At 73.2% G+C, this 25,479-nt stretch carries 24 protein-coding genes; 6 read left to right on the top strand and 18 right to left on the bottom strand.

Going from position 1 to position 25,479, the window contains the following annotated elements; genetic code table 11:
* From QRN89_RS28425 to QRN89_RS28395, 7 genes are all read right to left on the bottom strand, one after another.
* Nucleotides 1–795, bottom strand: coding sequence for an SDR family oxidoreductase (locus tag QRN89_RS28425; protein ID WP_290353894.1), 795 nt, complete (start codon nt 793–795; stop codon nt 1–3).
* 190 nt (nt 796–985) lie between these two features.
* Nucleotides 986–2,569 (bottom strand): GMC oxidoreductase, encoded by a 1,584-nt coding sequence (locus tag QRN89_RS28420; RefSeq protein WP_290352261.1) that lies wholly within the window; start codon nt 2,567–2,569, stop codon nt 986–988.
* A gap of 182 nt (nt 2,570–2,751) precedes the next feature.
* Nucleotides 2,752–3,666 (bottom strand): cyclase family protein, encoded by a 915-nt coding sequence (locus tag QRN89_RS28415; protein ID WP_290353893.1) that lies wholly within the window; start codon nt 3,664–3,666, stop codon nt 2,752–2,754.
* Nucleotides 3,667–3,674: 8 nt separating this feature from the next.
* Entirely contained in the window at nt 3,675–5,075 is a 1,401-nt protein-coding gene (locus QRN89_RS28410) for a chloride channel protein (protein ID WP_290352260.1), read from the bottom strand.
* A 12-nt stretch (nt 5,076–5,087) separates the two neighbouring features.
* Nucleotides 5,088–5,396, bottom strand: a complete 309-nt coding sequence (locus QRN89_RS28405; RefSeq protein ID WP_290352259.1) for an SHOCT domain-containing protein — start codon at nt 5,394–5,396, stop codon at nt 5,088–5,090.
* Nucleotides 5,397–5,501: 105 nt separating this feature from the next.
* Nucleotides 5,502–5,966 (bottom strand): DUF6325 family protein, encoded by a 465-nt coding sequence (locus QRN89_RS28400; RefSeq protein ID WP_290352258.1) that lies wholly within the window; start codon nt 5,964–5,966, stop codon nt 5,502–5,504.
* Nucleotides 5,967–6,134: 168 nt separating this feature from the next.
* Entirely contained in the window at nt 6,135–6,809 is a 675-nt protein-coding gene (locus tag QRN89_RS28395; RefSeq protein WP_290352257.1) for a GAP family protein, read from the bottom strand.
* Between the two features lie 649 nt (nt 6,810–7,458).
* Here QRN89_RS28395 and QRN89_RS28390 point away from each other — a divergent pair.
* On the top strand, nt 7,459–8,400 hold the full coding sequence (locus QRN89_RS28390) for a YhjD/YihY/BrkB family envelope integrity protein (protein ID WP_290352256.1): 942 nt from the start codon (nt 7,459–7,461) through the stop codon (nt 8,398–8,400).
* A 181-nt stretch (nt 8,401–8,581) separates the two neighbouring features.
* Here the strand turns inward: QRN89_RS28390 and QRN89_RS28385 are convergent, their stop codons facing one another.
* The 5 genes from QRN89_RS28385 to QRN89_RS28365 all read right to left on the bottom strand — a co-directional run bounded on the left by QRN89_RS28385 (nt 8,582) and on the right by QRN89_RS28365 (nt 13,405).
* Entirely contained in the window at nt 8,582–9,394 is an 813-nt protein-coding gene (locus QRN89_RS28385) for an ATP-binding cassette domain-containing protein (protein WP_290352255.1), read from the bottom strand.
* Complete coding sequence (locus QRN89_RS28380) at nt 9,391–10,446, bottom strand: ABC transporter permease (RefSeq protein ID WP_290352254.1); 1,056 nt, start codon at nt 10,444–10,446, stop codon at nt 9,391–9,393. The genes QRN89_RS28385 and QRN89_RS28380 overlap by 4 nt, the downstream gene beginning before the upstream one ends.
* Nucleotides 10,443–11,456: a sugar ABC transporter substrate-binding protein gene (locus QRN89_RS28375; RefSeq protein ID WP_290352253.1), complete on the bottom strand. Its 1,014-nt coding sequence runs from the start codon at nt 11,454–11,456 to the stop codon at nt 10,443–10,445. Before QRN89_RS28375 ends, QRN89_RS28380 begins: the two co-directional genes overlap by 4 nt.
* A gap of 98 nt (nt 11,457–11,554) precedes the next feature.
* The gene (locus QRN89_RS28370) at nt 11,555–12,547 is read right to left on the bottom strand and encodes a sugar ABC transporter substrate-binding protein (protein ID WP_290352252.1); all 993 of its coding nucleotides are present in this window, start codon (nt 12,545–12,547) and stop codon (nt 11,555–11,557) included.
* A gap of 138 nt (nt 12,548–12,685) precedes the next feature.
* Nucleotides 12,686–13,405, bottom strand: a complete 720-nt coding sequence (locus tag QRN89_RS28365) for a GntR family transcriptional regulator (RefSeq protein ID WP_290353892.1) — start codon at nt 13,403–13,405, stop codon at nt 12,686–12,688.
* A 155-nt stretch (nt 13,406–13,560) separates the two neighbouring features.
* Here QRN89_RS28365 and QRN89_RS28360 point away from each other — a divergent pair, with 155 nt between their 5' ends.
* Complete coding sequence (locus QRN89_RS28360) at nt 13,561–14,565, top strand: Gfo/Idh/MocA family protein (RefSeq protein ID WP_290352251.1); 1,005 nt, start codon at nt 13,561–13,563, stop codon at nt 14,563–14,565.
* 22 nt (nt 14,566–14,587) lie between these two features.
* Here the strand turns inward: QRN89_RS28360 and QRN89_RS28355 are convergent, their stop codons facing one another.
* The 3 genes from QRN89_RS28355 to QRN89_RS28345 are packed head-to-tail and all read right to left on the bottom strand — an operon-like array spanning nt 14,588 to nt 17,718.
* Entirely contained in the window at nt 14,588–15,811 is a 1,224-nt protein-coding gene (locus QRN89_RS28355) for a cytochrome P450 family protein (protein WP_290352250.1), read from the bottom strand.
* A 9-nt stretch (nt 15,812–15,820) separates the two neighbouring features.
* The gene (locus tag QRN89_RS28350; RefSeq protein ID WP_290352249.1) at nt 15,821–16,492 is read right to left on the bottom strand and encodes a response regulator; all 672 of its coding nucleotides are present in this window, start codon (nt 16,490–16,492) and stop codon (nt 15,821–15,823) included.
* Entirely contained in the window at nt 16,489–17,718 is a 1,230-nt protein-coding gene (locus QRN89_RS28345) for a sensor histidine kinase (protein WP_290352248.1), read from the bottom strand. Before QRN89_RS28345 ends, QRN89_RS28350 begins: the two co-directional genes overlap by 4 nt.
* 145 nt (nt 17,719–17,863) lie before the next feature.
* Between QRN89_RS28345 and QRN89_RS28340 the strand changes: the two genes are divergently transcribed.
* On the top strand, nt 17,864–18,076 hold the full coding sequence (locus QRN89_RS28340) for a hypothetical protein (RefSeq protein WP_290352247.1): 213 nt from the start codon (nt 17,864–17,866) through the stop codon (nt 18,074–18,076).
* A gap of 411 nt (nt 18,077–18,487) precedes the next feature.
* Here QRN89_RS28340 and QRN89_RS28335 read toward each other — a convergent pair whose 3' ends face one another.
* Nucleotides 18,488–19,183 (bottom strand): TetR/AcrR family transcriptional regulator, encoded by a 696-nt coding sequence (locus QRN89_RS28335; RefSeq protein ID WP_290352246.1) that lies wholly within the window; start codon nt 19,181–19,183, stop codon nt 18,488–18,490.
* 140 nt (nt 19,184–19,323) lie between these two features.
* Between QRN89_RS28335 and QRN89_RS28330 the strand changes: the two genes are divergently transcribed.
* Nucleotides 19,324–20,583 carry a saccharopine dehydrogenase family protein gene (locus QRN89_RS28330; RefSeq protein WP_290352245.1) on the top strand — a complete coding sequence of 420 codons (1,260 nt, stop codon included), beginning with the start codon at nt 19,324–19,326 and terminating at the stop codon, nt 20,581–20,583.
* A gap of 67 nt (nt 20,584–20,650) precedes the next feature.
* Here QRN89_RS28330 and QRN89_RS28325 read toward each other — a convergent pair whose 3' ends face one another.
* Together QRN89_RS28325 and QRN89_RS28320 are read right to left on the bottom strand one after the other, a co-directional pair.
* Nucleotides 20,651–21,532, bottom strand: coding sequence for a YegS/Rv2252/BmrU family lipid kinase (locus QRN89_RS28325; protein ID WP_290352244.1), 882 nt, complete (start codon nt 21,530–21,532; stop codon nt 20,651–20,653).
* A 28-nt stretch (nt 21,533–21,560) separates the two neighbouring features.
* Nucleotides 21,561–23,156 (bottom strand): FAD-binding oxidoreductase, encoded by a 1,596-nt coding sequence (locus QRN89_RS28320; RefSeq protein WP_290352243.1) that lies wholly within the window; start codon nt 23,154–23,156, stop codon nt 21,561–21,563.
* Nucleotides 23,157–23,229: 73 nt separating this feature from the next.
* Between QRN89_RS28320 and QRN89_RS28315 the strand changes: the two genes are divergently transcribed.
* Together QRN89_RS28315 and QRN89_RS28310 are read left to right on the top strand one after the other, a co-directional pair.
* Nucleotides 23,230–23,829: a TetR/AcrR family transcriptional regulator gene (locus QRN89_RS28315; RefSeq protein ID WP_290352242.1), complete on the top strand. Its 600-nt coding sequence runs from the start codon at nt 23,230–23,232 to the stop codon at nt 23,827–23,829.
* The gene (locus tag QRN89_RS28310; RefSeq protein WP_290352241.1) at nt 23,826–25,382 is read left to right on the top strand and encodes a glycerol-3-phosphate dehydrogenase/oxidase; all 1,557 of its coding nucleotides are present in this window, start codon (nt 23,826–23,828) and stop codon (nt 25,380–25,382) included. The genes QRN89_RS28315 and QRN89_RS28310 overlap by 4 nt, the downstream gene beginning before the upstream one ends.
* Nucleotides 25,383–25,479 lie beyond the last annotated feature (97 nt).

The raw sequence follows: 25,479 nt of genomic DNA, 5'->3' as shown, positions 1-25,479 counted from the left end.
TCAGCCGCCGGTGGCGAATCCGGGGAAGAGGGTCATGCCTCCGTCGACGTACAGCGTGGTTCCCACCACGTAGTCCATGAGGTCGGAGCAGAGGGCGACGACCGCGTGGGCGATGTCCTCGGGGTCCCCGACTCGGGCGTACGGGATGAGGGTGAGCAGGTCCCGTTCGGCGTCCGGGGTGTTCCAGGCGTCGGTGTTGATCGGGGTCTTGATGGCGCCCGGCGCGACCGCGTTGACCCGGATCTTCTTGGGTGCGAGCTCCTGGGCGAGGGTCTCCATCATCATCTGCACGCCGCCCTTGGAGGAGGCGTAGTTGACGTGGCCGGCCCAGGGGATGATCTGGTGGACCGAGCTCATGCAGACGATCTTCCCGGCGGCGCGCGACACGTCGGGGACGACGCCGCGCCGCAGGAACTCCTTGACCGCCTCGCGGGCGCACAGGAACTGGCCGGTGAGGTTGACGTCGATGACCTTCTGCCACTGGGCGAGCGTCATCTCGGTGAGCGCGGCGTCCCGCTGGAGACCGGCGTTGGCGACGAGGATGTCGATGGTGCCGAACTCCTCGACCATCCGCCGCGTCATCTCGACGACCTGCTCCTCGTCGGAGACGTCGGCCTCGTGGGCGTAGGCGCGCACACCGACGGCGGTGATCTCCTTGACGACCGCGTCGGCGGCCTCCTGGCCGGCGACGAAGTTGACGACGACGTCCGCGCCCGCCCGGCCGAGAGCGATCGCCGTCGCCTTCCCGATGCCCGAGTTGGCGCCGGTGACCAGCGCCTTCTGTCCCTTGAGCAGCTGCGGAACCGGGTACGGTGCCGCTCCGGCCTGGGAATTCACGATGCCTCCTGGGAACGTGCCTGCCTGCGGCCCGGGCCGTGGCGGCGCTGGACGGAACCCGCGCGCCACGGAACCACCGGCGCATGCCGTCAGGCGGACAGCGCACGGTCGAGTGGGCCGTTGGGTGGGCGATGTTCGCCCGGTCGGCTCAGCCGCGGAGCCGCTCGGCCAGGTGGTCCCCGACGCGCAGGGCGTTGGCGATGGCGGTCAGCGACGGGTTCACGGCGCCGATGCTCGGGAAGAAGCTCGTGTCGACGACGTAGAGGTTGTCGAGGTCGTGGGCCTTGCAGTTGACGTCCAGGGCGGAGTTCGCCGGGTCGTTGCCGAAGCGAACGGTGCCGGCCTGGTGGGCGGTCGCCCCGATGGGCATGCCCTTGTGCAGATAGATGCTGTGCGGCAGCAGATGGTGCTCGTGCATCCCCAGCCGGCCCAGCATGCCCTGCAGTTTGTGGCGCAGCCGGTTCAGCCCGGTGATGTTGTTCTTCTCGTCGAGCGCGAGATGGATGCCGCCGTCCCGGTCCAGGGTGACACGGTTGCCGGGGTCGGGGAGATCCTCGCCGCACAGCCAGAAGTCGACGGCGTGGTGGGCCAGCACCTCGAAGGGCATCTCGGGGGTCACGGCGCCGGCCCAGCGCGGTGCCTCGCCGTGGATCTGCTCGGCGTCGGACTTGCCGAGCATCTGGATGCCGCCGAGCGGGTACTCCCAGTCGTCCGCGCCCAGGTACCAGTCGTGCAGGGCGAGGGTCTTCTGGAACCGGGTGTCGTTGGGCTCCTTCGAGACCGCCATCAGTGCCATGTTGTTGTGCCGCATGTAGTGGCGGCCCACCACGCCCGAACTGTTGGCGAGCCCGTCCGGGTGCCGGTCGCCGGCCGATGCCAGCAGCAGGGCCGCGGTGTTGACGGCTCCGCAGGCCACGGCGACGAGGTGGGAGGAGAAGCGTGCCTCGGTGCCGTCGGCGAGTTCCGCGACGACCGTGGTGACGCTGCGGCCCGTGGCGTCGGTCTCCAGCCGGGTCGCACGGGCGCCGGTGATGAGGTCCACGTTGGGGTGTTCCAGGGCGGGCTCGACGCAGATCACCTGGGCGTCGGACTTGCCGCGCACCAGGCAGGGGAAGCCGTCGACACGGTCGCAGCGGATGCAGACGCTGGAGTGGGTGGCCCGGCCGTCGCGGTCCTGGTCGAGGTTGACCCCGATGGGCAGGTGGAACGGGTGCAGTCCCTGCTTCTCCAGGTCGTCGCTCAACTGCTGGATGCGCGGCTCGTGTTCGACGGGCGGGTGGCGGTACTGCCCGCTCACCACGCCCTCGGTGGGGTCCTCGCCGTGGTTGCCGTGCACGAGGTAGAGGTGTTCGGCCTGGGTGTAGTACGGCTCGAGGTCCTCGTAGCTCAGCGGCCACGCCGGGGACACACCGCCGTGGTGGCGCAGCGGGCCGAAGTCCTCGGGGCGCAGCCGGAAGAGGGCGGCGCCGTAGAACTTGGTGTTGCCGCCGACGTAGTAGTTGACCTCCGGCGGGAAGGTGTTGCCGTACTTGTCGTACCAGAACTCGGGTGCGCGGTACTTGCCCTTGACGAAGACGGCCGTGGAGTCCCAGTTGTCGCGTTCCCGGGGAAGGTAGCCGCCGCGTTCCAGCAGGAGGACGCGGTGCCCCGTGGGGGCGAGGCGATGGGCGAGCGTGCCGCCGCCGGCTCCGGTGCCGATGACGATGACGTCGTAGTGCGGGGATTCGGTCATGGCAGCCACCGTTCTCGCGGGTCCGGGCCGGGACGAGGGCTCCGGCACGGGTAGGGGTTTTCGGGATCGGTGCTCGGGGGCGGGTGTCGGAATCGTGGGGCCGGGAGTCGGGAGTCGGGAGCGGGGAGCCGGGTCGGTGCGGCAGCGGCTCGGGACGGTACGGCTGGCCACGGGGCGGGCCCTCACAGGACGGCGATCGGGTTGACGGGTGAGCCGGTGGCCCGCGGCAGGCGCAGCGGCGCGACCGCGCAGAGGAAACTCCAGCGGCCCTCCTGCTCGCAGACCGGCGCCAGTTCCTCGAACTGCAGGTAGTCCATGAGGTGCATGCCCATGGTGTGGACGGTCAGGACGTGGACGGGGAAGCCGACCCCCTCCACGGCGCTCGGCGCGGTGTCGTTGTTGCCGTCGCTGCCGAGCATCGCGACGCGACGGTCGACGAGGAACTCGACGGCCTCCGGGTGGAGTCCGGCGCGTGCCTCCGCGGTGTGCCAGGGGCCTTGCTCCCGGCGTCTGAGCCGGTGGCCCACCCGGACCAGCAGCACGTCCCCCGGCCCGGTGTGCACTCCCTGGGCCGCCTCGGCCGCCGCCAGGTCGTCGGCGGTGACCTGCTCCCCCGGCTCCAGCCAGGGCACGCCCCGGAGCCGCGGGATGTCCAGGAGCACGCCGCGGCCCACGACGCCGTCGCGTACCACGTCGACGGTGAGCTCGGTGGCGCCGTCCGGGGTCACGCTGCCGGACGGCACGTCGTTGTACAGCGTGCCGTCCCACAGGACGTGGCACAGGGCGTCGAGATGGCTGTCGGCGTCACCGTGCACGTTCATCGCGAAGCAGTCGCGGGCGAAGTCCAGCCCTGCGGACGGCCGTCGACCGGGCTCCGGCGCCGTCATCCGGTGCCGGGCGGGCTCCGGGTTGTCCGGGCCGGGCCGGGTGTCCACGGGAGCGCCGAGCGAGACCGTCCGTCCCGTCATGACCTCGCGGGTCGCCGCCACCACCCGGGCGGGCGTGAGATGGCGCAGCGTGCCGCGCCGGTCGTCCGGGCCGCGCGGCGTCCGCTCGCGGACCCGCTCGCAGAGGGCCCGGAACGCCTCGGCGCTCATCGTCCCGCTCACGGTGCTCCCCTGGCCGCGCCGGCGGCCCCGGCGGGAGCCGCCGGTGCGGACTCCGGGGGCGGCGCCCCGTGTGCGCCCGGCAGCAGTTCGGTGGTGATGATCGCGACGACGGCCGCCAGGATCACCACGGGCGTCATGGCGATGCTGCCGAGCAGGAGGGCCACGAGCACCACGCTGCTGACGGGCAGCCGCAGGGCGGCGCCGGCCGAGGCGGCCATGCCGGCGGCCATGCCCGGGATGACGCCGAGGCCGGGCAGCGGCGCCAGCAGGACGCCCGTCGCGGCGCCCAGGAACAGTGCCGGGAAGATGGGTCCACCGCGAAGGCTGCCCAGGCAGAGCGCGTAGGCGATGCCCTTGAAGGCGAGGACGGCGACGAGCGCCCCGACCCCCCAGGAGGCGGGGTCGGACGCCAGTTGCACCATGGTGGTCTGGCCGGACGAGGCGACGTCCGCCGGGGTCCGGCCGGTGATCCCGGTGTAGAGGGCCGCGCAGACGCCGGCGCCGAGGGCGAACAGGACGGTGAACGGGACGGGCCGGGTGCGGACGAGACCGGCCGCGAACCGGCCGCCGACCTGGATCATGTGGACCAGCACGCCGACGACGACGCCGATGACCAGGGTCCAGCCCACGTCCCCGGCGTCGAGGTGCGGGAACCGCCCCGACAGCGGCAGCCGGAGACTGCCCGTCTGCAGCCCGGTCCAGCGGCCGAAGCCCGTGAACACCAGCGAGCCGACCCCGCTGGACAGCAGCGCCGGCAGCATGACGGCGACCAGCCGTGGGCCGCCCACGCCGATGATCTCCATCAGCAGTACGGCGGCGATCACCGGGTTGCCGAGGACCACGGCGATGGCCGCTCCGGCCCCGGCGGCGCCCAGCAGTGCGGTGTTCTGGGAGGTCGCGTTGCCGCGGGCGAGATTGCGGAACAGCAGCGCGAGCCCCCCGCCGAGGGCGATGAGCGGTGCCTCGGGACCGAGGGTGGCGCCGAGCGGCAGGCTCGCGGCCGCCGCGATGACCACTCCGGGCAGGGCCTTGGCCGAGGCGCCGCCGGACTGGAGTCCGTACGCGGGGACGTGGCCGCCCGCGCCGGGCAGCCGGGCCACGACCAGGCCGACGATCAGGCCGGCGACCGGCAGCAGCACCAGCGGCCACCACCACGGCGGGACCGGGGAGCCGAGGAGCGTCTTCGGCACGTGGTCCCACATCAGGTGCTCCAACTGGTGGAGCGCGACGAGGAACCAGAAGGCGATCAGCGAGATCGGGATCCCGATGAGCGCGGAGAACAGCAGGATCCGGCGGTAGGAGGCGCTGAGCAGGAGCCCTCGCAGGACATCGGGCTCCGGCCGGGGGCTCCCGGGCGCGGCGTCCTCCCGCTCCGGCCCGGCCTGCGGCTGCGTCATCGGCGGCGGCCCTCAGCCGAGGACCTTCTGCTTCTCGGCCGCGAACTCCTGCTCGGTGAGCAGGCCCTGGGCCTTGAGCTCGCCGAGTTCCTTGAGCCTGTCGATCTTCCGGCCCATGTCGTCGTCGGGCGGCATCGGCGGGGGCACGGCACCCTGCGACGTCCCCGGGGCCGCCGCGGCAGGGGCCTGGGCCTGTTGCTGAGCCTGCTGGTCCTGCTGGGCCCACCGGCCCGACTGCCGGCGGGACACGCGGCTGGACACCGCCGTGGCGGTTCCGGCGATGGCGGCCGTGCGGACCACACTGCGGATGAGGCGGGGCATGTCGTCCTCCCGTACGGGGTGGGGTCTCCGGTGTGTGTGACGGCGGCGCCGTTCGGAGGGACCGCCCCGGACGCCGGACGCGTCCGCGGCCGGCCGCGCGGGCGCTCAGGCCGCCGACGCTCCCCGACCGGACGCGCCCTCGACCTCGTCCAGCGCGGACAGCAGGGCCTGGACCGGGATCCGCCCTCCCGCCACCAGCTGCGCCCCGCTGCGCCGCATGGCGCGGGCGAGCGGCGCCGCCCAGGTGTTCTCGTACACCAGGACGGCGGCGGAGTTGCCGGGCTCGACGGCCGCGGCGGCCTCCTCGACGTCGTCCTGGCCGAGCAGACCGGAGGACGCGCCCTCGAAGACGGTGAGGTCGAGCGTCCCGTCTCCGTCCATGTCAGCGAGCTCCAGGGCGGTGACGGTGCCGTCGGTGTCCTTGCGGACGAACAGCAGGTCGAGAATGCGGATGATCTTCCGGTCGACGAGGTCGACGAGCAGCGGAAGCCCCTCGCCCGTCATGCGGTTTCCGGGGAACTCGACCACCAGGTAGTCGACGGGTCCCATGTCTTCGAAGTCATCGCTCATGACCACTCCTTGCGAGCGCAACAGCGGTCCGGGGCGGCTCGCCTGCCGAACGCTCGGCGCGCCCTCGGGGGGCGTCCCGTAAGCCATTGGAGCACTCGCCCGAATGCTTCGCACCTCCGGCGGCGCGGTCCCCCGGACCGGCGACGGGGCCGTTTCGAGGGGGTCCGCTCAGCTCGTGAGCTGGTAGATGCTGTTCCCCGTCAGCCACAGGCCCATCACCAGACAGCCGACGACGATGGCCGGCTCCTGGTGCTCCTGCAGCCAGGTCCGCAGCCGCTTCAGCCGCACCCCGGCCGCCTCCGGCGCGAAGACCGTGTACAGCTCGGCCGCCAGCAGGCTGGCGGAGGCGAGGATGCAGAAACCGAACAGGGCCACGTACGACGTGAAGTGGGAGAGGTCGGCGCGGACCACGACGGTGGCGGCGGCCGCGACGAGGCCCCAGGGCTGGAGGAAGACGGCCAGCGCGGCCGCCGACCAGGGCGACATCCGGCCCGAACCGCCGTGCGGGTCGGCCGCGTGCTTGGCGCGGCCCCGTGCCTCGGCGGGCTCGTTGGGCGCCCGGCGCTTGCGCCGGCGGTACTCGCCGTACAGGACCAGTCCGAGGCCGATGGCGAGCTTGGCGGCCAGGGCGGCCGTGGACGGCGGCGACCTGGGCGGTGGCGGCTGGCCTCCGGTGAACAGCAGCACCAGGGCGATCACGGCCACGAGACAGGCCAGCCAGGCGAGGATGAAGACCAGTCCCCGCCAGACGCCCTTGGACGAGGACAGCACCAGCACGAAGGCCATGATGGGCAGCGGGTCGAGGGTGATGGCGACGGCGATGAGCAGCAAGTCGAGGACCATGACGCTCCCCTCCGGCGGTTTCGCACGCCGTGCGGGCCCCTCGCGGGCCGGGCCCGGGGCCACCCGGCCGCCCGCTCGAACGCGGGCCGTGTCCGGCCCGCTCACGGTCCATGGTCACCTCCGGTGACGGTCCCCCGCAAACAGAGCGCGGCCTCCCCGGGCCGAGGCGCATGCTCCGACCCCCGGGTGGCGGGCGCGCGGCGGGCGGCGGGCGGCGGGCGGCGGGCGGCGGGCGGCGGGCGGCGGGCGCATGCTCCGACCCCCGGACGGCAGGGGCATGCTCCGACCCCAGGCGGCGGGCGCGCCGGGCGGCGGGCGGTGGGCGGCCGGGGACCGAAGGCGGGAACGATCTGGTCGGCGACGGCCTCGACGACGTCGCTCACCCCGGCGGTCTCCGTGAGGGCGGCCGCCAGGTGCATCAGGCGGTACAGCGCGCCGGCCCCGCCGGGCCCGACCGAGGGCAGCCGCTCGGCTGCTCGTCGTCCTGGCCGGGTACGCCGGTCAGCGGCGCGATCTGGACGCTGGGCGCATGCTCCGACCCCAGGCGGCGGGCGCGTGCTCCGTCCCCCGGGCGGCGGGCGCGCGCCGCGCGCCGAGATGCCGGGGCGGACGGGGTCCTCCACTCTGGGTCCCAGGGAAGGAGCACGCCATGACCACGCGGCGCCGGGCTCCGCTCTTCCTCCGCCCGTCGTGGTGGTCGGGACGCTTCGCGTCATGGGGCGCCTCCGCGCGGTCGGCGGCCGAGCGCGCCGAGACCCGCTTCCCCGTCGTCACTCATCTGACGGCCCGTATGATCTCGGTCAACATCCTCGACTCCGCCACCCGGCTCGCCGCACAGTGCTTCCTCACCGCCGTGCCGCTGCTGTTCGTGGTCGGGGCCTTCGCACCCAAGGCGGTGCGTGATCAGCTGGTCAGCTCCGTTTCGGCGATCTTCGGGCTGACCGGAGCCTCGCAGGACCTGCTCGAGCAGGTCTACCGGGCCACCGACGACAATCTGCGGGAGGCCACCGGCCTGATCGGCGCGCTGATGGTGCTGCTGTCCGCAACGGCCTGCAGCCGGGCCATGCAGCGGCTGTGCAAGCGGGCCTGGCTCGTCCCGAGGACCGGGGTGCGGATCGCCCCGTGGCGCTGGCTGGCGTGGATCGGCGTGTGGCTGTCCCTGCTGATGATCCAGGGTCCGGTGCGCGACGGGTTCGGGGTCGGGCTGTGGCTGGCCGTCCCGGTCACCATGCTGTCGCAGATCCTGCTCTGGTGGTGGTCCCAGCACCTGCTCCTGGGCGGCCTCGTCGGATGGCGGCCGCTGTTGCCGGGCGCCGTGCTGACGGGCTTCGCCGTGACGGCGTTGTTCATCGGCAGCAAGTACTACATGCCACGGGCCATCGACAAGAGCCTGACCGAGTACGGCTCGGTGGGCACGGTCTTCACCCTGCTGTCCTGGCTGATCGTGCTCTGTGTCGCGATCGCGCTGGGTGTGACGACCGGGGCGGTGCTGGCGCGGGAGCCGTGGCTCGCACGGCGGCTCGGCGACGCCGGTCCGCGCTGGGCCGCGGCCGAAGCCGGGCCGCGCGGCAGGGCGGACGGGGACGAGTGACGGGTGGGCGACGGTCCCCGGGGCGGGGCCGTGAGCCGGGGCCGCCAGGTCCGGCCTGCCGGGCGGGCCCGACCGGCGCGCCGGGGCAGCCGTGCGCGGCGGCCCCGGCGAGGTCGGCTTCCCCTACCGCAGACCCCAGGCCCTGTGAGTTCCCCAGGCCCTGCGGGTTCTCCGGGCCGGGTCAGTGCCCCAGGTCGTGCCCGCCGACATGCCGTGGAGCCGGAGCGCGCTCCAGCTCGTGGCGCAGGTCCTCGAGCTCGCTGCCGCCCGCCATCTGCCGGGTCAGCTCGTCCAGGGTGATCTCCGACTTCTTGTGGCTACCGGCCATGACCCCCCGCTTGAGCAGGACGAACCGGTCGCCGACGAGATAGGCGTGGTGCGGGTTGTGGGTGATCAGCACCACCCCGAGCCCCGCGTCGCGCGCGGCGGCCACGTACTTCAGCACGACCCCGGACTGCTTGACGCCGAGCGCGGCCGTGGGCTCGTCGAGGACGAGCACCTTGGCGCCGAAGTAGACGGCCCGGGCGATCGCGACGCACTGCCGCTCACCGCCGGACAGGGTGCCGATGGGCTGGTCCACGTCGCGCAGGTCGATGCCCATGCGCAGCAGCTCGGCGCGGGTGGTCTCGCGCATCAGCCGGACGTCGAGGCGACGGAAGGGGCCCTTGCCCTTCGTCGGCTCGGAGCCGAGGAAGAAGTTGCGCCAGACCGGCATCAGCGGGACGACGGCGAGGTCCTGGTAGACCGTGGCGATCCCGCGGTCGAGGGCCTCGCGGGGCGATCCCAGCGAGGTCTCCTCCCCCTCGATGGAGAAGGTGCCGGAGTCGTGCCGGTGCAGCCCCGCGATGATCTTGATCAGCGTGGACTTGCCGGCGCCGTTGTCACCGAGGACACAGGTGATCCCACCCGCGTGGACCTCCAGCGACACGCCTTCCAGCGCACGGATGTTCCCGTAGTACTTGCTGACGTCGTCGAGTTCCACGAGGGCCGTCATGTCGTCGCCTCCGCGCGCTTGCGGACCCATGCGTTCAGCAGGGTCGCCAGGAGCAGCATCGCTCCGAGGAAGAACTTGAACCAGTCCGGGTTCCACTCCGCGTACACGATGCCCTTGCTGGTCATGCCGAAGATGAAGGCACCGACCGCGGAGCCGATCGCCGAACCGTAGCCGCCGGTGATCAGACAGCCGCCGATGACGGCCGCGATGATGTAGATCAGCTCGTTGCCGACGCCCTCCCCGGACTGGACGACGTCGAACGAGAACAGCAGGTGCTGGCCGGAGACCCAGGCGCAGAAGGCCACACCCGTGTACAGCAGGATCTTGGTGCGGGCCACGGGGACACCGACGGCCCGGGCCGCGCCCGAGCCGCCGCCGACGGCGAAGATCCAGTTGCCGAAGCGGGTGCGCAGCAGGATCCAGGTGGCGAGGGCGACGAGGGCGATCCACCACAGGATCGTCGTCTTCACGTCGACCCCGCCGACGGAGAACGAGGCGAAGACCTTCTTGGCCGCGGGGAAGCCCTCCATGTCGGCGATGGTCTTCGTCGACACCGTGCCGCTGATCAGCTTGGTGAAGCCGAGGTTCATGCCGGTGAGCATCAGGAACGTGCCGAGCGTGATGATGAAGCTCGGGAGTTTCGTGCGGACCAGCATGACGCCGTTGAAGGCGCCGATCGCGAGCGTCACCAGGAGGGACACCAGCGCGCCGACCCAGACGTTCGCCGTCATCTGGTAGCTGAACATCGAGGAGATCAGCGCGGAGCTGGTCACCAGCACACCGGCCGAGAGGTCGAACTCCCCGCCGATCATGAGCAGGGCGACGGGCACGGCCATGATGCCGATCGTGGACGCCGCGTACAGCACGGTGCTCAGGCTGGACGTGCGCAGGAAGGCGTCGGCGACGATCGAGAAGAAGAGGAACACGGCGGCCGCGCCGACGACCGAGCCGAGCTCGGGGCGGCCGAGCAGCTTCTTCCACGGAGAGGTGTGCAGCAGCCGCTCGTCGGAGGGGCCGGTCCTGTCGTGGGCCGGTGGTGCGGTCGCGGTCATCGGGTCCCCCGCTCGGTGTGGTCCTGCAGTTCGGCGGCGTCCTTCTCGGTGACGATCTGCGGGCCGGTGAGGACGGGCCGTCCGCCGCCGAGCGCATTGGCGTTGTAGCGGTGGAGCCACAGCAGGTCCACCGCCTCGTAGCCCTGGAGGTAGGGCTGCTGGTCGACGGCGAAGCCGAGGTCGCCGGCCTCGAGCCCGGCGGCGACCTTGGCGTTCAGGTCGAAGGTGTCGATCTCGGCCTTGCTCCCGGCGGTCCTCTTCGCCTGGACGGCGGCGTCGGCGAAGGGCGCGCCCAGGGTCACGACGGCGTCGATGGACGGGTCGGTCTGGAGCTTCGCCTCGATCGCCGCCTGGACGTCGGGCATGTTGGTGCCGTCGACGTAGAGGTTCTGCAGGTCGCCGTCGAAGGTCTTCTCCGTCCCGGAGCAGCGCTGCTCGTGGCCGACGTTGCCCTGCTCGTGCAGCACGCACAGGGCCTTCTTCCGGCCGCGCCGGTCGAGCTCGTCGCCGACGGCCTCGCCGGCGACGGTCTCGTCCTGGCCGATGTGGGTCAGGGCGCCGTACGCCTTGGACTCGGCCGAGCCGGAGTTGACGGTGATCACCGGGATGCCGGCCCGGGTGGCCTTGGCGACGACGTCCTTCATCGCGTCGGGCTTCGCGAGCGTGACGATCAGCCCGTCGACCTTCTGGTCGATGTACGTCTGGACCAGCTGGGCCTGCTGCTGCCCCTCGTCGCTGTGGGCGTAGAGGAACTTGATGTTGTCCTTGACCGCGGCCTGCCGGGCCCCCTTCTGGACGATGTCCCAGAAGGTGTCGCCGTCTCCCGAGTGCGTGACCATCGCGAACGTCCAGCGCGGTGTGTCGACCGCGGCCCGGCCCTGCGCCTCGGCCGCCCTGCGGGCGTCCTCGGCGCGCTTGCCGCCGGTGGCGCTGCACCCCGCGAGGGAGGCCCCGAGCACCGCCGCCAGCACCGCGCCGATCGCACGTACACCTGTCCGAACCCTTGCCACGACGCCGTGCCCCTCTTGCTGTGCCTGCTGTACTCCGGCGCAAGTATCCCTGAGCGGGATCGGCGGGGCGGCCGGCGGGTGGGTGGTGGTGACGCAGGTCATCGCGTGCCGTCGGCCGTGAGCTTCTCCAGCGCGGGGACGTCCTTCTCCGTCACCAGAGCGGGACCCGTGAGCACCGGCTTGCCGCCGCCGATGACGTTGCCGTTGGTCTTGTTGAGCCAGAGTTCGTCGACGGCGAGGTAGCCCTGGAGGTAGGGCTGCTGGTCGACGGCGAAGCCGACCTCCTTGGCCTTGAGCCGCTTCACCACCTCGGCGTTCAGGTCGAAGGTGTCGATCTCGGCCTCGCTGCCGGCGCTCTCCTTCGCCTGCACGGAGGCGGCCGCGAACGGGGCGCCCAGGGTGACGACCGCGTCGATGTCCTTGCCGCTCTGCAGCTTCGCCTCGATGGAGGACGTGGAGGCGGGCATGTTGGTGCCGTCCACGTTGAGGTTCTCGACGGTGCCCCCGAACGTCTTCTTCACGCCCGCGCAGCGCTCCTCCAGCGAGACGTTGCCCTGCTCGTGGATGACGCAGACGGCCTTCTTCTTCCCGCGCTTGTTCAGCTCCTCGCCGACGGCCTCGCCGGCGACCGACTCGTCCTGGCCGATGTGGCTGAGCGCGCCGACCTCCTGGGAGAACTGGCCCCCGGAGTTGATGGTGACGACGGGGATGCCGGCGGCGACGGCCTTCTTGACGACGTCCTTGACCGCCTCGGGCTTGGCCAGGGTGACGACGATGCCGTCGACCTTCTGGTCGATGTAGGTCTGGACGAGCTGGGCCTGCTCCTTGCCCTCCTTGTCGGCGGCGTACAGGAACTCCACGTTGTCCTTGGCGGCCGCGTCCTTCGCTCCGCGCTGGACGATGTCCCAGAAGGTGTCGCCCTCGCCGGAGTGGGTCACCATGGCGATCTTCAACCGCTCGGTGGTGGCGGGCTTGCCCCCGCCCGTGCCGCCTTCGGCCTCCTCGGAGCCCTTGCCGCCGGAGCTGCTGCATCCGGCCACGGCGAGTGCGAGTGCGGCGAGCAGGACTGCTGCCGTGCGGGGTGTGCGCATGGTGGGGTCCGCCTTCTCTCCCGGCCGCCCGGTTGCGGCTGGGTGAGTTTCTACGGGGACGGCGCCAGCCCGTCAATACTTTGTCCGAACATTCTTACGCGGAAGGTGTACCGGTGGAGCGGCGTCCGGGCCGGCACGTCACGGACGCACGAGGAGCTGGAACTCGAAGGCGTACCGGGAGGCCCGGTAGACGTGCGAGCCGAACTCGACGGCCCGCCCGGTGTCGTCGAACGTGGTCCGCTGCATCGTCAGCAGTGGGGCGCCGGCCTCCTCGCCGAGCAGCCGGGCCTCGTCGCCGCCGGCGGCGCGGGCACCGACCGACTGCCGGGCGCTGTGCAGGGTGATGCCGGCGTTGCGCATCATCCGGTAGAGCCCGGTGGACTCCAACTGCCCGGTGTCCAGTGACAGCAGCCCGGCCGGCAGATGGTTGCGCAGATGGGCCATGGGCTCGCCGTGCGCCGAGCGCAGCCGCTCCACGAGATGGACGTCGCTGCCCTCCGGCACCCCGAGCGCGGCCGCGACCTCGGCGGTCGCCGGCTCGACGGCGTTGCGCAGGACCCGGGTGGCGGGCCGCTGGCCCGCCGCCTCCAGGTCGTCGTAGAGGCTGCTCAGCTCCAGGGGGCGCTTGACCTGGCTGTGCACGACCTGGGTGCCGACGCCCCGGCGGCGCACCAGCAGCCCCTTGTCGACGAGGGACTGGATGGCCTGCCGGACCGTGGGCCGGGAGAGCCCGAGCCGGTTCGCCAGCTCGATCTCGTTGCCGAGGAGGCTGCCGGGCGTGAGCGTGCCGTGCTCGATGGCCGCTTCCAGCTGCTGGGACAGCTGGAAGTACAGCGGGACCGGGCTGGCGCGGTCCACGCTGAGCTGGAGCCGCGCGGTGGCGTCCGTCGTGTCTCTCGGCTGCTTGGGCACGCTGCGAGGGTAGTCGCAGGACCTGATGACGGGAAGTTGTGTCGTTCGATTGTCAGGACAAATGCTTGACAGGGCCCTTCGGCGGCCTCCACCTTTGGGCCATGCGCATCGGACTCATCGGAACCGGACGTATCGGCGCCTTCCACGCGGGCGTCCTCAGCCGTCATCGTGACGTCGGCGCCCTGGTGGTCGCGGACACCGACGCCCAGCGGGCCCGCGAGGTGGCGGCCCGGATCGACGCCACCGCCGCCCCTTCCGTCGACGAGGTCTTCAAGTGGGGCGTGGACGCCGTCGTCATCGCCTCGGCCACCGCCGCCCACGCCGAGCTGATCGGCCGGGCCGCACGCGCCGGGCTCCCCGCCTTCTGCGAGAAGCCGATAGCGCTCGACCTGCCGGGGACCCTGGAGGCGCTGCGCGAGGTCGACAGCGCGGGCACCGAACTCCAACTCGGCTTCATGCGGCGCTTCGACGCCGGGTACGGCAAGGCCCGCGACCTGGTGCGCTCGGGCCGGCTCGGCCGGCTGCACACCGTACGGGCGATCACGGCGGACCCGGCGCCGCCCCCCGCCGCGTACCTCCCGCTGTCCGGCGGGCTCTACCGCGACTGCCTCGTCCACGACTTCGACATCCTGCGCTGGATCACCGGGCGGCAGATCGTGGAGGTGTACGCCACCGGCTCCGACGCGGGTCACGCGATGTTCCGTGAGGCGGGCGACGTCGACACGGCGGCGGCCGTGCTGACCCTCGACGACGGCACGCTGGCGTCGGCCACGGCCACACGCTGCAACGGCGCGGGCTACGACGTGCGCATGGAGCTGTGCGGCGAGGACGACACGGTCGCCGTCGGCCTGGACGACCGTACGCCGATCACCTCGACCGAGCCGCAGGGCCCGCCACCCGCCGACAAGCCGTGGCCGGGCTTCCTGGAGCGCTTCGCTGCCGCCTACGAGGCCGAACTGGACGCCTTCGTCCGCGTCGCGACCGGCGAGCTGGACAACCCGTGCGACGGCCGGGAGGCACTGGAGGCACTGCGGGTCGCCGAGGCGTGCGAGCTGTCCCGGCGGGAGAACCGCCCGGTGCGTCTGGAGGAGATCCCCGGACTGTGACCCCGGCCGCAGCTGCCGGCCGTCACCACACGACGGGCAGCCGGCGCACTCCCCGGATCAGCAGGCCGGGCAGCCAGTCGAGCGGGGCTCCGGCCGGGTCGAGGGCGAGGCCGGGACAGCGTTCCAGCAGGGTACGGACCGCGATCCCGGCCTCCAGCCGTGCCAGGGGAGCACCCAGGCAGTAGTGGATGCCGTGGCCGAAGGCGAGATGGCCCGGGCCACCCGCCGTCGCGGTGCGGCGGATGTCGAACCGGTCCGGCCCCGGGAAGCGGGCCGGGTCCCGGTCCGCGGCCGCCAGCGCGACGAGGACGGGCTCCCCCGCCGGGACGACCGAGTCGCCGTAGCGGACCGGTTCCGTCGTGAACCGCATCGTCGCCGTCTCCACCGGGCCGTCGTAGCGCAGCATCTCCTCCACCGCACCGTCCATCAGACCGAAGTCCGCGCGCAGCGCGGCCAGTTGGTCCGGGTGGCGGAGCAGGGCCCGTACGCCGTTGGAGATCAGATTGACGGTGGTCTCGTGGCCGGCGATGAGCAGCAGATAGGCCATGGCGCGCAGTTCGGCGGCGGAGAGCCGGTCGCCGTCCTCGATGGGGGTACCTCCCAAGCCCGCACGGCTGTGGGGGAGGGTACGCAGCAGCGCGGACAGCAGGTCGTCGGCCGGCCCGCTGCAGCGCTTGTCCTCGATCAGTTCGTCGAGATAGGCGGCGAGTTCCTCGACGGCGGTGCGCTCGCGGTCGGCCGCGGTCGGCGCCACGATCTCGGTCGACCAGGCGCGGAAGCGGTCCCGGTCGGCGGCCGGGACGCCGAGCAGCTCGCAGATGACGGTGATGGGCAGCGGGAACGCGAGCGCGTCCACGAGATCGGCGCGCCCCGCGGGGAGCATCGCCCCGACCAGCTCGTCGGTGATGTCCTGAATACGCGGGCGCAGCGCCTCGACCCGGCGCGCGGTGAACTCACGGGAGACGAGCCGGCGCAGCCGGGTGTGGTCCGGTGGGTCCAGCACCAGCAGATACGGGCCGATGAGCTCCTCGTCCAGCATCTTCAGACCGAGGGTCCCGGGCGATTTGGACAGCCGTGGATCGGCGAGCGCCGCACGGGCCTCCTCGTGTCCGACGACCAGCCAGACGCGGTCGCCGTACGGCGAGACCACCTCGTGGACGGGTCCGGCCTCGCGCAGCTTCGCGTAGTACGGATACGGATCGGCGGTGAAGTCCGCCCCGTACTCCCCCAGATCGATGACGGCCATGGGGCCAGCCTACGAGGCGGCTCCCTCGTCCAGCAGCCCCGCGTCGTGGACCAGCAGCGCGATCTGGACACGGTTGTTGAGGCCCAGCTTCGCCAGGGCGCGGGAGACGTGGGTCTTCACCGTCGGCACGCTCATGTAGAGGCCGGCGGCGATCTCGGCGTTGGAGCGGCCTCGTCCCACCGCCACGGCGACCTCGAGCTCCCGCTCGGCGAGGGCGTCCAGCCGGGCCCGCGCCCGGCTCCGCCGCTCGTCGGGCGCGGCCTCCACGACCTGCGTCATCAGCCGTCGGGTCACCGCAGGTGACAGCACGGGTTCCCCGCCCGCCACACGCCGCACCCCGTCGACGATCTCGGCAGGCGCGGTGTCCTTGAGGACGAAACCCGCCGCCCCGGCCCGCAGCGCCCGCAGCACCTGCTCGTCGGCGTGGAAGGTGGTGAGGACGACGACCTCGGGGGCGTCGGGACGGGCGCGGAGCCGCTCGGTGGCGGCCAGCCCGTCCATCCGCGGCATCCGGACGTCCATGAGGACGACGTCCGGCCGCAGCCGCTCCGCGAGTTCGACGGCCTCCGCACCGTCCGCGCCCTCCCCCACGATCTCGATGTCCTCGGCCCCGCCGAGCATGAAGGTGAGTCCTGCGCGGACGAGCGGGTCGTCGTCGACGATGAGCAGCCGGATGGTCATGAGGGCCACGGTAGCCAGGATCGCAGGGCGAACCCTCCGTCCTCGGTCTTTCCGTGCTCCAGCCTGCCGCCGGCGAGTGTGGCGCGCTCGTTCAGCCCGATCAGCCCCTGACCGGAGCCGGGGACGCCGGTGACCGGCCCACCGGGGGCGGGATTGCGCACGTCGACCGTGAGCCCCTCGCCCGGTCCGCCGCGCACGGTGACCGTGACCTCGGCGCCGGGGGCGTGCTTGCGGGCGTTGGTGAGCCCCTCCTGCGCGATGCGGTAGACGGTGCGGCCGGTCGCGGCGGGCACCGCGGCCGGTTCCTCGATCGCGTTGTCGAGGACGACCCGCGTGCCCGCCTGCCGCGACTCGGCGACCAGCGCGTCCAGCGTGGCCAGGGTGGGCTGCGGCCGGTGCCCCTCCTCACCGTCGCCCGGAGCGCGCAGCACACCGATGATCTCGCGCAGGTCCTGCAGCGCCTCGTGGGCGCTGTCGCGGATGACGCCGGCCGCCCTGGCGACCTCGGCCGGGGGCGCGTCGGGCCGGAACTCCAGGGCTCCGGCGTGCACGCTCAGCAGCGTCAGCCGGTGCGCCAGCACGTCGTGCATCTCCCGGGCGATCGCCTCCCGGGCCAGCCGCTGGGCCTGCTCGGCGCGCAGGTCGGCCTCGGCCTCGGCGCGGTCGGCGCGCTCCCGGAGGGCGACGACGAGCTGGCGGCGGGAGCGCACGAGCATGCCCCAGCCGAGGACCGTCAGCACGAGCAGCACCCCGGCGACGACACCCGCCAGGGTGGAGACCGTGGGATCGGGGCGTACGAAGGGCTGTGCCACGGAGGCGGCGAGCGCGAGGGAGCCGAGCGCGGCGACCGGGCGGAACGGCCGGTGCACCGCGAGACTGAACAGGCTCACGAGCATCGCCCCGCCCGCGGCGGGCACCACCAGCGACACGGCGATCAGGAGGCCGGCGAGCCCCACCGGCCAGCGCCGCCGCAGCCACACGGCACAGCACGCCAGTCCGCCGATCAGCTGGTCGGCGAGGAGCACGGGCCCGGAGACGTCGGTCTGCGCGCTCGCCTCCACGGCGAGCACGCCGATGAGCGCGGCGAACAGGAACGCGACCGTGTCGACGGTCCAGTCGCGGACGGTGCGGCGGGGGCGTTCCCTGCCCCGGTCGCCCGGAAGCTCCTGGACCAGAGGATCGGCGATGGCCGACGGCAGCAGCCAGGGGTATTCCGTGCGGGTCATGTCGACGAATCTACGCAGCGGGGACGGGGGCGGGGATCCGTCGGGAGCGGGAAGAGACCAAAGTCGCGCGACGGCAGACTTTCGGCGGAGCGGCATGTGCCGACGGCCGACGCGCGGCGCCTCGCAGGCGGGCGAGGATCACCGCATGCGGAAGATTCTGGAGCTCGTCGGCATGGCCCTGCTCGTCGTCGGCGTGTGCGGGGTCCTGCGGGAGCTGACCGGCGGCCGGTTCGCGATCATGGGCTTCACCCGCCTGCTCATCGCGCCGATCGGCGTGCTGGAGGGCAAGGAGCTGTATGTCCACATCGTGCTGACGGCCCTGGGCGTCGCCTCGCTGACGACGGCGAACCGGACGTAGCAGGGTGGGGCGGGCGGTGCCGGGGGTGGGCTGCGCCCCGGCGGTGGCGCGGCGCGTTGCGCGAGCGGGCTCGCGCGGCGACACGCGCCCGTACTGCGAGAGCGACAGGGCGGGCCGCCGGCGACACGCACGCCGCACCGACACGATGGGAACGACGCACCCGGACACCTCGCGAGCGCGGACGGCGGACGGTCATGAACCAAAGGCGTCGCGAACGAGGACCGCGCACGGTGCGTGCCCCACAGGCGTCACGCGCGGGGGGCCCGGCGCGGCGCGTTGCGTGAGCGCGGGCTCGCGCGGGGAGCCCCGGCACCCCGCGCGAGGGAGACGCCGGCAGGGCTCGCGCGGCGACACGCGCCCGCACACGCTCACGTGCCGTGCGCGCGGCGCCTGGCGCCCCGGGGCGCGCCTTCATGCGAGCTGCGACGCCGCGCTCGCGATCAGCATGTCCAGCGCCGCCGGATACGCGCTCACGTTCATCTCCGCGACGAGATACCGCGCCGCCGGTGCGATGTGCGGGTGCGTCTCCTCCGGCAGCCGCGCGTACGTCGCCTGCCACACGGCCTCGTCCGCCCGGCGCGCCGCCTCCGGAAGGGCGAGCGCCGCCGCGTCCAGCGCCGCGAAGGCGAGCGTCTGGTCGATGAAGCAGTGGTAGATCCGCACCGCCGCCGGCACGGGGAAGCCCGCGCGGTGCAGCACCCCGAGGATGGCCTCGTCCGCGGCGATCTCGTGCGCCCGCCCGGAGACGCGGCTGGCCGTGAGCACGGCGGCCTGCGGATGGGCCAGGTACGCGGCATGGATGCGCAGCCCCAGCCCGCGCAGGTCCGCGGCCCAGTCGTCCGTGGCGCGCCAGCCCCTGAGCGCCCGGCCGATCAGCTCGTCGCCGACGGCGAGGATCAGCTCGTCCATGCCGCGGAAGTAGCGGTACAGGGTGCTCGGGTCGGCGCCGAGGGCCGCGCCGAGGCGGCGGGCGGTGAGCCCCTCGCCACCGTGCTCGCGCAGCATCCGCAATGCCGTCGTCACGATCAGCTGCTCCGAAAGGACCACACCGGTCTTCGTGGGACGGCGGCGCCTGCGCGCCCCTTCCGGTACCACCTTCTTCGGCAACTCCCCACCCCTTCCCGACCGTTGGTGCGGACCCCGACCGGGCCCTCCGCCCTTATGCCAACGCCATTGACGCTATCAGCGGGCGGTGAGTTTCATCAGGACCCCGGAAGAGTCCCGGTGAAGAGGGAAGGGAAGAGGTCATGCGCATCTTGCTGGTCGGCGCCGGCGGAGTGGGGACAGCAGTCACCCGGATCGCCGCACGCCGCGATTTCTTCGAACGTATGGTCGTCGCGGACTACGACGAGGCCAGGGCCCGGGCCGCCGTGGCCGGCGTCTCACGGGCCGGGGGCGAGGGAGCCGGGCCGGACGACGGCGCGTCCGCCGACGACCGGTTCACCGCCGCCCGTATCGACGCCTCGGACGAGGCCGCCGTCAGGGAACTCCTGGAGCGGGAGCGGTGCGACGTCCTGCTCAACGCGACGGACCCCCGGTTCGTCATGCCGCTGTTCCGCGCGTCGCTCGCCGCGGGCGCGAACTACCTCGACATGGCGATGTCCCTGTCGCGGCCGCATCCGCAGCAGCCGTACGAGGAGTGCGGAGTGAAGCTCGGCGACGAGCAGTTCTCGCTCGGCGAGGACTGGACGGAGTCCGGCCGGCTCGCTCTCGTCGGCATGGGCGTGGAGCCCGGCCTGTCGGACGTCTTCGCCCGGCACGCGGCGGACGAGCTCTTCGACTCGATCGAGGAGATCGGCGTCCGGGACGGCGCGAACCTCACCGTGGAGGGCTACGACTTCGCCCCTTCGTTCAGCATCTGGACCACGATCGAGGAGTGCCTGAATCCTCCGGTGGTCTTCGAGACGGGACGCGGGTGGTTCACGACGCCGCCGTTCAGCGAGCCGGAGGTGTTCGACTTCCCGGAGGGGATCGGACCGGTGGAGTGCGTGAACGTCGAGCACGAGGAGGTGCTGCTGATCCCGCGCTGGGTCGACGCGGACCGCGTCACCTTCAAGTACGGCCTCGGTGCCGACTTCATCAACACCCTGCAGGTGCTGCACCAGATCGGCCTGGACCGTACGGAACCGGTCACGGTGCGCAGCGCCGGCGGACCGGTGCAGGTGTCGCCGCGGGACGTCGTCGCGGCCTGCCTGCCCGACCCGGCCGCGCTCGGCGACCGGATGCGGGGCAAGACGTGCGCGGGGACGTGGGTGAAGGGCGTCAAGGACGGGCGGCCGCGGGAGGTGTACCTGTACCACGTCGTCGACAACGAGTGGTCGATGAAGGAGTACGGCAGCCAGGCGGTGGTGTGGCAGACCGCGGTCAACCCGGTCGTCGCACTGGAGCTGCTGGCGACGGGGGCGTGGTCCGGTACGGGCATCCTGGGCCCGGAGGCCTTCGCGGCGCGCCCCTTCCTGGATCTGCTTGCGGACCACGGGTCCCCCTGGGGCATGCGCGAGCAGTGAGACGGCGGCTCGGGGCACGGGCGGGAGGCGGCGCGGCCGGTCCGGGGGCCGGCCGCGCCGTCTCCCGTCAGGCGAGCACGTTCAGCGCGCCGGGCTGCACCCGCACCGTGACCGGCAGGGTCGCGTCGACCTCGCCGTCCGCGCCGTACGGGAGGGTGCGGTCGGCCTCGATGCGGATCTCCTTGCCGCGCAGGATCTCCACCTCGGGGCGCTTCAGGTGCGCGCCCGTCTTGAGCTCGTTCATCATCGCGAAGAACAGCCGCTTCGGTGCGTGCCGTATGACGACGACGTCCAGCAGGCCGTCGTCGAGGCTCGCTCCGGGGGCGACGTGGCGGCCGAAGCCGTAGTAGCCGGAGTTGGCCGCGACGACGGTGTAGCCGCGCCGTTCGTGGAGCACCCCGTCCACGGTGATGCGGTACTCCGCCGGCCGCCAGGACGCCACGGCACGCAGCCCGCCCGCGTAGTAGGAGGCCGCGCCGCGCAGCAGCCTCGAGGTGTTGGCGTGCTGGTTGGCGACGGCGTCGACGCCCGCGTACACGCTGCCGAGGACGGACACCCCGGCGTGGACGGACGACTCGACCCGGATGGTGTCGACCGCGCGGGGTGAACCGTCGAGCAGTACGGCGGCGAGGGCGGCCGCGTCGGTGGGCAGGCCGAGCGCCCGGGCGAAGTCGTTGCCGCGCCCGGCGGGTACGAGGCCGAGGACGGTCTCGGTGCCGCTGAGGGCGCCGCCGACACCGCCCGCCATCCCGTCGCCGCCGACGGCGAGCACGACGTGCCCCTTGCGTCCGGCCTCCCGCGCCAGTTCCTGGGCGTGCTCCAGGTTGCGGCTGTACTGGGTGTCGAGCCCGGCTCCGGCCTCCCTGAGGAGGCGGGCCAGCGGGAGCAGGGCCGCCGTACCGCTGGAGCCGCCCGCGGTGGGGTTGACGACGGCGGTGAACTGTCGCATGAATGCGCCTCCGGAAGGCAGGGGCCGGTCAGCGGACGGGGATGAGCACACCGGGGTTGAGGATCCCGGAGGGGTCGAGCTCGGCCTTGGCGGCCTGCAGCACGCGGACACCGATGGGACCGATCTCCCGGGCGAACCAGTCCCGGTGGTCGGTGCCGACGCCGTGATGATGGCTGATGGTGCCGCCGGCCGCCAGGATCGCGTCGTTCGCGGCCCGCTTCGCCGGCGCCCAGTGGGCGACGGGGTCCTCGCCCTGGGCGGAGACGACGGTGAAGTAGAGCGAGGCGCCGTTCTCGTACACGTGCGAGATGTGGCACATGACCAGCGGCGGGGTGCCCGCCTCGGTGAGCGCGGTGGTGAGTGCCTGCCGCACGGCGTCGTAGAGGCCGGGCAGGGCGGACCAGAAGGCGGCGGTCTCCAGGGTCTCGGCGAAGGCGCCGGCGTCGAGGAGCGCGTCGCGCAGGTACGGGGCGTTGTAGCGGCCGTGGGCCCAGCGCTCGCCCGGCTCCTCGCCGACGAACTCGCCACCGCAGGCGAGGAGGACCTCGCGGGCGCGGGCGCGCCGGTCGGCGGTGTCCTCGGCGGTGCCCTCGTACCCGGCGATCGCCATGCACCCGGCGGGCTGCGGGGCGCCCTCGCCGCCGATCCGGTCGGGCTGGGCGAGGCCGATGAAGGACTCGGTCTCGTCGGACAGCCGGAGCACGGTCGGGCGCGGGCCGTCCTGGGCGAGCGCGCGGAGCGCGGCGGCGCCCGCCTCGAAGGACTCGAAGCGCCAGCCCTCGTAGACCCGGGTCTGCGGGAGCGGGCGGATCCGGACGGTGACCGCGGTGATCACACCGAGCGCGCCCTCGGAGCCGAGGACCAGTTGGCGCAGGTCCGGGCCGGCGGCCGAGCGCGGGGCGCGGCCGGTCTCGAGGGTGCCCTCGGGGGTGGCGACGGTCAGGCCGAGGACCATCTCGTCGAAGCGGCCGTAGCCGGCGGACGCCTGGCCGCTGGAGCGGGCGGCGGCGAACCCGCCGATCGAGGCCCATTCCCAGGACTGGGGGAAGTGGCCCAGGGTGAAGCCCTGTTCGTTGAGCAGCGCCTCGGCGTGGGGCGCGCGCAGTCCGGGCTGGAGCACCGCGGTGCGGGAGACCTCGTCGAGGGCGAGGAGCGCGTCGAGCCGGCGCAGGTCCAGGGCGACGAACCCGTGCTTGGCCTCGGGGGCCAGGCCGCCGACGACGGAGGTGCCGCCGCCGAACGGGACGACGGCCAGGCCGTGTTCGGCGCAGGCCCTCAGCACGGCCAGCACCTCGTCGTGGCCGGCGGGCAGCACGACGGCCGCGGGGATGTCGTCGACCTCGCCGGCGCGGATGCGCAGCAGGTCCGGAGTGGACTTGCCGCGGGTGTGGCGGATCCGGGTCTCCGCGTCGGTGCGTACGTGCGCGGTGTCGCCGACCGCGGCGCTCAGCGCCCGGCGGGCCGCGTCGCTCAGCGCGGAGTCGGGTACGGCGATGTCGCCGAGGCCGGCGGGGCCGCTCTCGCGGGGAGTGACGCCGAGCAGATCGCGCAGCAGGCCGATCACCGAGTCGGGCAGCGGGGCCGCCTTGGCCGGGTCGCCCCAGCCGCTCCACAACATGTCCACTTCGTCTGTCCTTCACCGTCGGTTTCGCGGGGCGCGGTGCCGCGCGGCCTGCACTGGCATTACACTGTGACAGATGACGCCCATTCGTCACAACCATGCGGACGGAGACGCCGTGCTCGACGCGGCACGAGACTGCGTCCTGGCCGTCGGCGTACGCCGGACCACCCTCACCGACGTGGCCCGGCGCGCCGGTGTGTCACGCATGACCCTGTACCGCCGCTGGCCGGACGTGCGGACGCTCGTCGGCGACCTGATGACCCGCGAGTGGATCGCCCTCGCCGTGGGGGCCATGCCCTCGGCCGAACCGGACGTCGCCACCCGGACCCGGCTGGTCGACGGACTCGTCGCCGGGGTCGCGGCCTTCCGGGCGCACCCGCTGTTCCACAAGATCGTCGACGTGGATCCGGAACTGCTGCTGCCGTACGTCCTGGACCGCCGCGGCGCCAGCCAGGACGCGCTCCTCGGGCTGATCACCGGCGCTCTGGCGGAGGGCCACGCCGACGGAACCGTGCGGCAGCTGCACCCGGATCTGCAGGCCCGGTCGCTGCTGCTCGTCGTGCAGTCCTTCGCCATGTCGCTGCGGACGATGACCGAACCGGACGACCCCGAGCTCACCGACGCGGCCTTCCTCGAAGAGCTGCGGACCCTTCTGGAGAGGACCCTCACGCCATGAGCACTCCGAGTCCCGCCTCCTCCCTGAACGCGGCGCGCCGCGCGCGGGAGCTCGCCGCACTCGCCGCCGGGGCCGAGGTCGACGTCCTCGTCGTCGGCCTCGGCGCGACGGGCGCCGGCGCCGCCCTCGACGCCGCCTCCCGGGGACTGTCGGTCGCCGCGATCGACGCCCACGACCTCGCCTTCGGCACCTCCCGGTGGAGCTCCAAGCTCATCCACGGCGGACTGCGCTACCTGGCGAGCGCCCAGCTGGACGTCGCCCACGAGAGCGCCGTCGAACGGGGCATCCTCATGGAGCGCACCGCACCGCACCTCGTACGCGCGCAGCCGTTCGTCCTCCCGCTGACGCCGCTGGTCCCGCGCGCCCAGGCCGCGCTGGCCTGGGCCGGCTTCCGGGCGGGCGACCTGCTGCGGGTCTCCGCCCGCACCTCGCGGACGACCCTGCCCGCGCCGCGCACCCTCTCGGCGGTGGAGACCCGCCACATGGCGCCCGCGCTGCGGCCGACCGGGCTGCGCGGCGGACTGCTGTCCTGGGACGGGCAGCTCACCGACGACGCCAGGCTGGTGACCGCCGTCGCCAGGACCGCGGCCGCGCACGGCGCCCGGATCCTCACCCGGGTGCGCGCGCTCTCCGTCGGCGGCTGGGGCGCGGCCGTGCGCGACGAACTGACCGGCGAGGAACTGCAGATCCGCGCCCGCACGGTGATCAACGCCGCCGGGGTCTGGGCGGGCGGGCTCGTCGACGACGTACGGCTGCGCCCCTCCCGCGGCACCCACCTGGTGCTCCGCTCCGATGTCCTCGGCGGCCTCTCGGCCGGCCTGCACATCCCGATCCCCGGCGAGACCAACCGCTTCGTCCTCGTCCTGCCGCAGGGCGACGGCCGGGTGTACGTGGGCCTGACCGACGAGCCGGTCGACGGCGACGTGCCCGACGTGCCGGAGGTGCCCGAGACGGACATCGGCTTCCTCCTCGACGTCCTCGGCTCCGCGCTCGACGTCTCCGTGGAGCGCGAGGACGTGGTCGGGGCCTTCGCCGGGCTGCGGCCGCTGCTGGACACCTCCGGCACCGGGGAGCAGGGCCGCACGGCGGACATCTCGCGCAAGCACGCCGTCCTCACCTCGGGCGACGGTGTCGTCACCGTCGTCGGCGGCAAACTCACCACGTACCGGCGGATGGCCCAGGACGCGGTGGACGCCGCGGTCAGGGCACGCGGACTGCACGCCGGGCGGTGCCGGACGGCATCGCTGCCGCTGGTCGGCGCCGCCCGCCCGGACGCGCTCGCCGCACTGGACGCGCCCCGCCGGCTGATCCGCCGCTACGGGTCCGAGGCCCCCGCCGTCCACGCCCTCGGCCTCGCCGACCCCGAGCTGGCCCGGCCCGTCGTCCCCGGGCATCCCGTCACGGCGGCCGAACTCCTGTGGGCCGTACGGCACGAAGGCGCCCTGGACGAGTCCGACGTCCTCGACCGCCGCACCCGGATCGGCCTGGTGCCGCACGACCGCGAGAGCGCGCGGGACGCGGCGCGCGAGGCACTGTCCGCGCGGGTCGGCTGACGGCCGTTCCCACCCCGGCGGTCCGGCCGCCCTGCCGCCGGGCGGCGGGCGGGAGCCGCCCGGCCGCCCGCGCCGGGCCGCTTCCGCGCTCCCGTCG

This window comes from Streptomyces sp. HUAS CB01 (assembly GCF_030406905.1).
Lineage (GTDB): Bacteria > Actinomycetota > Actinomycetes > Streptomycetales > Streptomycetaceae > Streptomyces > Streptomyces chengbuensis.
The sequence above is the reverse complement of the archived record's forward strand: the minus strand, read 5'-3'. Positions and strand labels throughout refer to the sequence as shown.